This is a genomic window from Nostoc sp. NMS9, from assembly GCF_017114995.1.
GTDB lineage: Bacteria > Cyanobacteriota > Cyanobacteriia > Cyanobacteriales > Nostocaceae > Nostoc.
On record NZ_JABXKL010000084.1, the window covers coordinates 1 to 8,146 of the forward strand.

Genomic DNA, 8,146 nt, shown 5'->3' on the forward strand with positions numbered 1-8,146 from the left:
TAAAGTGAGATAGACTGTCTGGATGTTGTTTGGTGCTTTGAGGACGTGGAACTTTTAGCTTGGCACCAAGTTGATATCTCATACCAATTCTGTATGAAGATGCGCTAAACCATATTTAAGTACAAGAAAGAAAAACGAACCGCAAAGGACGCAAAGGACACAAAGAAAGAAAGAAGAAGTTAAGAGGGTTTGCCGCAGCCTCACAAAGAAATGGTATTAGTCAAAGCATTTTTTAAAAGTGCGATCGCTGCCTGTAATCTTCCTTCACTTTCAGCTTGTTGCACCTTTTGAAAAGCTGCATCATAAATTTCTTCTTGTTGGACTTGAGCAACACTTACTGCGATCGCCTGTTGTAGAGATTCAGTAGAATAAAGCTTTTCAGCCTCTCGATAAACTGCGATCGCATTTTTATAAAACCGATTTGCTGCCTGAGACTGTGCTTGTGTCACTAAATTTAAAAACTGCTGTCGCCGTTGCAGTTCTTCTTGGTACTGCTTGATTACCCGTGATATACGATCATCGTGGAGAATTTTGGTACAGCGCTGATAAATGGCGATCGCACTTGCAAGTGCTTGCGTTTCTAAAGGGTCGCCCGTATCTTGCTTGAGAAGGGTTTTGGCGTTAGCAGCTAGTTTATCGACTTCTGCTACTTGATAGCGCCACTGCTTTAGTTGCTGAGTAAGATTGTCTAACAGCCTACCTAGTAGCAATTGACAAATCAAACGCTCCCAAAAACCTGGTTTTCTTGACCAGACAGCGAGAGCTTTTTCTGCAATCATTACCGCTTCTCGCAAGTGCTTGTTTTGGGCTAATTGTGCTGCTTTTTGGCTGGCTTCTTTAGTCAGTGGCGCTTGTTTTCAGGCATCAACAATGCCCACTCCCAGTAAAGTTTTAGTTAAGGCATTCAAATCATCAAGGATGCTCATTAAGCGCCCTCCTTGCAGTTGGGGATTTTTAACACATCCCCTACGTCTATATCATCTTCCCGTCCTTTGAGTTGGGGGTTGGCTTTAACCATTACTTGCCAAGAGGTTCCCTGACCACAAAATTTTTGGGTGATCGCGCTGAGGTAATCTCCCGATTTAACAGTATAAGTAATTAGTTTTGGGGGTTCCTTAGCTGTCACAGGGGCATGATTAACTGGTAGTTTTAGGCGATCGCTAATAACTGGATTGGGAGAAGAGACAGTTAATGTGTGTAACTGTGGTTGTAGGAATATAAAACTGCCCATTGCTCCCAACCCAATGCCGATAATCAGCAGCACTAAAGCAACTCCTAGTTGCCATTTGGTAATTTTCACTTGTCGCACAGGATTTTCCACCTGCGGTAATTCTTTAAGCATCCGAATTACAGAAAGGTCAGTGTCGCAGTTAGGACAAGTGTCACCTTCAATTTCTTGGTAATCACACACAGGACAGTTCAGTTTCATCTTCATCGCGTTATTCCTGTGACAATGCTGTTGCTAGGTAACTCCTTATTTAGCCAACGCTGGATGTCTGGTTGCAATTCACTCCACAAGCGATTGGCTTCGTTTCCATCATCACTTTCCATAGCCCCAAGCATCCGAAAAAGTTTGTCAGACATGGCATTTGCTTCGGTCGGTGCAACTGCACAAGCTTGACGGATTGCTAAAAGACAAGCTTGAATAAGCTTGACCTCATCAGGTAGATTGTCAAGTTCTCGTCTTGCATCTTCACTCTGAGATTCCATCTTGGAGAGGTTATTGGTGTTGATGGCATCTTGCAATTCTTGACTCAGTTTTTGCAATCGTTCCTGCTGTGGTTGAGGAATTATCGATCCACAGTATTTAACTACGCGATCGCATTCATTCATTAGGTACTCGGCTTTTAGGCTTTCCTTAGACATGGATACCTAGAATTTTTTCAAGTTTGCACCAGCGCGATCGCGTAAATCCCTGCGTTCCTCTCCAGTCTTCGGATCGATGATTTGGTTACTTAACTGCACCACTGGCAGGGCTAACTTCAGCACTTCTTCTACGCCGATATGAGTTAGGTTTTGGTCGTTGAGTTCTGCGATCGTTTCCTCTAATTCCTTATATATTTTCTCATCTGATCGCCCCCGCGAAAAGGTGAAACTCACTCTCTCTGAAGGGTCATTTTCTAATGTGGCAGTCATCCCTAGAACGCCGGATTTCTCATCTAATTCCAAGTTGACTAAAACTTCTGTCCCTCTTGGATAAGCATGATTTAACCCCAACCAGATATCGCCAATACTTTCATTTCCGCCCACCCCATCCAAATCTTCTCTTACTTGATCGGGATTAAAAAATTGAAAATGAATCAACCGTTGTCCATCAGCAGCAGTTTTAAAAGTGTGGGATGTCTTCACTGGTAAAATATCACCCCGCTTAATTACTTGCTCTCTGCCATCCACCAGCTTGATAAAATAATCGCGCGATACTGTAGTTACTTTGTCTGTTTGTCCAGCCGCGACAATTGCTGCACCCTCAGCCACCGCATACATCGGGCGAGGATGCACTACTACTTTATCGCGGGAGCAATTCTAAGGGAGTGATTCCAGCTTTGAGTGCAGCTGTACGGGTAGCATGACGTTGTTTGTCGTTGAAGTAAGCGGGGATGGTAATAACTGCTTGGTCTATGACTTCGCCTGTTTTACCAATTCCTTGGCGATAAGCTTGGGCATTTTGCACAACTTTTTTGAGAATTTCAGCAGAAATATCCTCTGGCTGGTATTCTTTGCCTCCTAGCCACACTGCAATACTGTTGTCTGTACCCTGACTCGGTTGAGCAATTTTGTAACCAAATTCTGACTTTTGTTTCTGTACGGCTGGATCGCCAAAACCTCTTCCTATTAGGCGCTTGATGGAAACAACCACGTTTTCAGGATTAGCCCTGAGTTGGTTATAAGCTTGATCTCCTACCAAAAATTTATTTTGCTCACAAGCAACGACCGATCGCGTCAGTTTCCTATCTGGAGGCGTATTATCATTAGCTGTCACCACTTCCACTTCTGCTAACTTAAAAGCAGCGACAGAATTCGTCGTTCCTAGATCAATGCCAATTGCCTTGCCCATTACTGATCGCTACCTGGGTATTGTGTAAATTATTTCTGATGTATTTGAAACTCACTGCTACATCGAACCTAAATTTCTAAGCCAGCAGCCAGTACCTATGCAAAGATTACAAATAAAAATAGCAAATGCTACAGGAAATCTACGTAAATATCATGGGGCAAAAAAAGGCAGAAGGTTAAAAATTATTTTACCTTCTGCACTTGAGCTTTTGTGAAAATCTCAGGAATTATTGAGTTGGAAGAAAACGCCACCTTTAAGCGATCGCGTGTCAGTCCCATAACTACTAACTGTGAGCGATCGCAGGTTGTTAAAAAATGGTTTACCTAAGACTTCTACTAGTTTGAGAATCGGTACTTGACGCTTTAACAAATTCTGGCTTTTTGTCCAGTCAAGATATATATAACCTTGGTTTGGTAGGGGAATTGCAGCGATACTATCTTTGAAATTGGGATTGTCAATTATGGAATTATCTTTGGTTGTGAGAATTTCATCCATCGTCTCCAAGTCAGACGCGAAAATTTCGTAATTTCCTAAAGTTGTATGCAATCCCCGCACTTTTGTTTCAATGCTGAAAGATGCTCCTTCTTTGACATCACTTTTTTTTGTAGCTGTGGTTAACTCTGTCCAAGCGGAGATTTTTTGCTTGTCTATATTCAGGGTATTGATGCTGAGTCCGTTAGATGAAGTGATCGCATCTAATCGAGCAACGCCTTGTTCTACACCTTCGGATTTTTCCACCACAAAAATCCAATGTGGGGTTGTTTGCTCTTTATCAGGTAACAATGCTATGGCATATTCTCCTTGTACCCAACTGAAAATATCCTTTGGTAAATTTATACCCCAGCGTTTTTGAACATCCGCCAAAGGTTTTGCTAACCGAGAAACCACATCTTCCCCAGAACCATATATAGTTGCTGTTGCTTGTCTCCAGAGCTTGGCTAAATCACTGTCACCCAAATTACTCAAATTCGAGCCGGAAATTGCTAAACCTGCGGATGCTGGAACATACTGTAATGCTCCCACAGGTTTAGATAACGGTGCAGATGGAGGGACAATTTCCGATGAAGTCAAAAAGGTGGTTTCTGCCAGTAATCCTTTGGGATTCAATACTAAGGATATGATTTGGCTGTTATAAAGTTGTTCTGGTAACTCTAACCCTTGCCATTTTGCCACGATGGGAAGATTCAAGAACGCTACAGCTAAACCTCCTTTGATCTGCTCTTTGATGGCTTTTTGGTATTCTGGGGAGCTAGTCAAATTCAGATCGGGCGCTTGGACGTTATTGATAGCATCTCGTAGTACTTTCGGATCATTGGCAAATAAGACAAACCCTTCACCGACAACAGCACCAGCAAGCAAGTCTTGTTCTGGTTGAGAATTGTCAGAAATCAGTTTTACACCTTTATATTGTTCAACAGCTAAGTTTGCACCAGATAACGCTCGTTTAGAAAACAACAATTCGACAAACTCGCGGCTTTTCTGCGGTTGCTTGGTTGCTAATGCCAACAAATACCCTGGCTGTTGTCCGTTTTCTGGGTCGTGATCGATATCTAAGGTAGCGATCGCTAATGTAATTTCATTCCCTAACCAGGGTTGAATGTCTTGTTTGTAATCTATGCCACTCTTGGCGAATAAACTGGTTTTGAGTTTAGATAGTTCCTCTTCGCGCTCCAACGCCTGCAAACGGTCAGGATTCGTCAATAATGAAACCATTGCAGGAGAAAGTTTCGACACGAATATAGCTGCACCAGGCCCAGAGCTAGAAGCAATGAGGTTAGCCGGACTTTTAGCGAAAAACCAGTAAAAGCCTGCGATCGCAATTACTAGCAGTACGATCGCCCCAGCTACGATAAAACTGATAAATGAACGTTGCCTATTCACATTAAACCTATTAAAAAAGACGGTTTACAGCCATTTAAGCAGAAAGCCTAGCAGAATTAATCAACCCTCTTGAGAATGGATACTCATGCAAAGGCAGAGATTTTCTGTCACCATAAAATAGGATTATGACTGTTTATAGGGAATTCTTTTAGTCAACCCATGAACCAAATTAGTGTAGAAGAACTGGCGCAACGTCTTTCTTCTAGTGATGCAAGTATTCAGCTAGTAGATGTGCGTGAACCAGAAGAATTGGCGATCGCTAGCATTGAAGGCTTTGTCAACCTACCTTTAAGTAAATTTGCCGAATGGGGAGATCAAGTACCTACCCTCTTCAATCCCGAAGCCGAAACCTTGGTGTTATGCCACCACGGCATCCGCTCTGCCCAAATGTGCCAGTGGTTGATTGCTCAAGGTTTTACAAATGTGCAAAATATTTCGGGTGGTATTGATGCCTATTCCCAACTAGTAGACCCTTCAATTCCCCAGTATTAGCTTCTGCTCGAATACATCATTCAGATGGGACTTAACTCTTCCATCTGACTTTTGCTATGCTAAAGGCAGAAGTACATTACTTTAAAGGCTTGCCGGAAAGCTTGTAATTTGGGCATCAAGTACATCTGCACGAAACTTTTCGACTGACCCAAATTACACTTCAGCACTAGCCATTGCAAACAAATACGTATCTAATAATACTGTTGCAAGCGCAAATTTGTGCAAAAGTACGGTTAGAAAGAAGCATCATAAGGGTACATTATAATCAGCAGCTTTTGCAAAAAAAAGTTGAGCTACTATTTCAACCCTACTCTTAAAAAATGCTGTATGTATATAAACTTTAAAAATACTTATCAAAATATAGTTATATAATTTGCTATCTTAATGAATTATTAATATTCTCTGTTTTCGATTAAATCCACAAACTTTTTCAGAGTTTGATTAAAATTTGCCTTCAGCAAAACATACCATAATGGAAGTTCAGTTAACAAATCGACAACAGCATATACTTTGGGCAACGGTACGTCACTACATTGCTACGGCAGAGCCTGTTGGTTCAAAGGCTTTAGTTGAGGAGTACGATCTGGGCGTAAGCTCGGCGACAATTCGCAATGTGATGGGCGTTTTAGAAAAGTCTGGATTGCTCTACCAACCACATGCCTCTGCTGGACGTGTACCTTCAGACTCAGGCTATCGCATTTATGTTGACCAGCTAATTACACCTTCTCTGCGTTCACGCAGCGTGTCGCAGACAGACGCTACGCGTAGCTTGCTTCCACGTTCGCGCAGCGTCCCGCAGGGAAGTGGTACAGAAACTTTAGGGCGAGAAGTAGAGGTGGCATTGCAAAAGCAGCTACAGTGGGAAGATCGCAGTTTAGAAACCCTACTTCAAGGAGCCACACAGATTTTAGCAACCTTAAGTGGTTGCATTAGCTTGATCACGATGCCGCAAACGACCACAGCGCTATTGCGACATCTGCAATTAGTGCAAATTGAAGCCGGGCGGATCATGCTGATTGTGGTGACTGATGGTTATGAGACACATTCCAAATTGATGGATTTATCGCCAACACCAGAAGAAACACAAAGAGATTCAGAGGTAATCGATCGCGAGTTACAGATTGTTTCTAACTTTTTGAATAGTCACCTGCGGGGGCGAAGTCTGTTGGAATTAGGCTACCTCAACTGGAGCGAACTAGATCAAGAGTTCCAACGCTACGGGGAATTCTTGAAAAACTCAGTTGCTGAATTGACTCGTCGCACTCTTGCACCGACTGCAACCCAAATTATGGTTCGGGGTGTGTCAGAAGTTTTGCGCCAGCCAGAATTTTCCCAGTTACAGCAGGTACAAACGATTATCCACCTGTTGGAAGAAGAACAAGACCAACTGTGGCGATTAATATTTGAAGAACCAGAACCAGAGGATGGTGGAAAACCAAAGGTAACGGTTCGCATTGGTGCAGAAAACCCATTAGAACCGATACGCACCTGCACCTTGATTTCTTCTAACTATCGCCGAGGTTCGATACCTGTAGGAAGTGTGGGAGTTTTGGGGCCAACGCGCCTAGATTATGAAAGTGCGATCGCAGTAGTAGCATCTGCTGCTGATTACCTCTCAGAAGCTTTCAGTTATTTCAATCCTTAAATCGTATCAGGTGGTATTTAGGGATAAACTACTACGGGTGTAAGCGAATGGACAATATAATAGCAGGCAGATAGCCCAATTTATAGCGGCAAAATCAATAATTAATACTACCAAAATCTTTCATGGTTAGAAAAATTGCCTTTGGTCTACTGTGGCTGGGATTTGTTGTCTATGCTTTTTTCCTCGCCCCTCCTGAGCAACCCGGTACATTCGAGTTAATTAAAAACCTTTCTATCGGCCAGTGGCAAGGCGTTAACCCGTTAGTCATAGCACTATTCAACCTCATGGGCATCTGGCCTCTTATTTACAGCGCAGTAGTTTTTATTGATGGTAGAGGACAAAAAATACCTGCTTGGCTGTTTTCTACTGCTTCTTTCGCAGTTGGTGCTTTTGCCTTGTTACCGTACTTAGCTCTTAGAGAACCAAATAATCAGTTTCTCGGTCAAAAGAATACCTTGCTCAAGCTGCTAGATTCTCATGTAACTGGTTTTGTGTTAACGGTAGCCACAGTTATTCTAGTTGCCTACGGTTTAAGAGGAGGAGATTGGGGCAGTTTTGTGCAAGATTGGCAAACTAATCGCTTTATCAACGTGATGAGCATAGATTTCTGTCTACTCTCCCTATTATTTCCCACATTGCTAGGGGATGATATGGCGCGTCGCGGTTGGAAAAATCCCCAGTTTTTCTGGTTAATAGCCTTGATACCGCTATTCGGTCCATTGGTTTATTTATCTGTGCGTCCACCTTTACAAGAAGTGGGTATAGAGTCCATATCCAAGCAGCCAGCAACGAATTGAAGAATAAAGTGCATTTTTCACAATCCAAAATCTAAAATCCCAAGTGGTATTACCCAAAGTCCCCCCTTTTTCAAAGGTTTGGGGATTTTCTGTGGGTGCGTAAATCCCAAGAGAAAGTTTTTTCTGAAAGTACTTTACAAAACGCAATAAATTCTTTAAGATGTGTAACAGGTAGTTAAACCTACCTAAATTCATCTGCAAATAATCGCATTTATAAAACAATGACAACAACCTTACAACGTCGCGAAAGCGCCAACGTATGGGATCGATTCTGCG

The 8,146-nt window shown here is 42.5% G+C and carries 9 protein-coding genes; 3 read left to right on the forward strand and 6 right to left on the reverse strand.

The features are described 5' to 3' along the window. Positions 1-200: 200 nt before the first annotated feature. From HWQ40_RS27265 to HWQ40_RS27290, 6 genes are all read right to left on the reverse strand, one after another. A complete protein-coding gene (locus HWQ40_RS27265; RefSeq protein WP_292784316.1) occupies positions 201-779 on the reverse strand; it encodes a hypothetical protein in 579 nt (192 codons plus the stop codon). 146 nt (positions 780-925) lie between these two features. Beyond that, positions 926-1,435 carry a LysM peptidoglycan-binding domain-containing protein gene (locus HWQ40_RS27270; RefSeq protein ID WP_292784318.1) on the reverse strand — a complete coding sequence of 170 codons (510 nt, stop codon included), beginning with the start codon at positions 1,433-1,435 and terminating at the stop codon, positions 926-928. Beyond that, positions 1,432-1,866, reverse strand: a complete 435-nt coding sequence (locus HWQ40_RS27275; protein ID WP_292784320.1) for a hypothetical protein — start codon at positions 1,864-1,866, stop codon at positions 1,432-1,434. Before HWQ40_RS27275 ends, HWQ40_RS27270 begins: the two co-directional genes overlap by 4 nt. A gap of 6 nt (positions 1,867-1,872) precedes the next feature. After that, the gene (locus tag HWQ40_RS27280; RefSeq protein ID WP_292784322.1) at positions 1,873-2,499 is read right to left on the reverse strand and encodes a hypothetical protein; all 627 of its coding nucleotides are present in this window, start codon (positions 2,497-2,499) and stop codon (positions 1,873-1,875) included. A 7-nt stretch (positions 2,500-2,506) separates the two neighbouring features. Continuing rightward, positions 2,507-3,055: an Hsp70 family protein gene (locus HWQ40_RS27285; protein ID WP_292784324.1), complete on the reverse strand. Its 549-nt coding sequence runs from the start codon at positions 3,053-3,055 to the stop codon at positions 2,507-2,509. A 219-nt stretch (positions 3,056-3,274) separates the two neighbouring features. Beyond that, a complete protein-coding gene (locus HWQ40_RS27290) occupies positions 3,275-4,936 on the reverse strand; it encodes a DUF3352 domain-containing protein (RefSeq protein WP_292784326.1) in 1,662 nt (553 codons plus the stop codon). 159 nt (positions 4,937-5,095) lie between these two features. Here HWQ40_RS27290 and HWQ40_RS27295 point away from each other — a divergent pair, with 159 nt between their 5' ends. The 3 genes from HWQ40_RS27295 to HWQ40_RS27305 all read left to right on the forward strand — a co-directional run bounded on the left by HWQ40_RS27295 (position 5,096) and on the right by HWQ40_RS27305 (position 7,870). Continuing rightward, entirely contained in the window at positions 5,096-5,428 is a 333-nt protein-coding gene (locus HWQ40_RS27295; RefSeq protein WP_292784328.1) for a rhodanese-like domain-containing protein, read from the forward strand. Between the two features lie 472 nt (positions 5,429-5,900). Beyond that, on the forward strand, positions 5,901-7,073 hold the full coding sequence (locus HWQ40_RS27300) for a heat-inducible transcriptional repressor HrcA (protein WP_292784330.1): 1,173 nt from the start codon (positions 5,901-5,903) through the stop codon (positions 7,071-7,073). A 122-nt stretch (positions 7,074-7,195) separates the two neighbouring features. Then, positions 7,196-7,870: a DUF2834 domain-containing protein gene (locus HWQ40_RS27305; protein WP_292784332.1), complete on the forward strand. Its 675-nt coding sequence runs from the start codon at positions 7,196-7,198 to the stop codon at positions 7,868-7,870. Positions 7,871-8,146 lie beyond the last annotated feature (276 nt).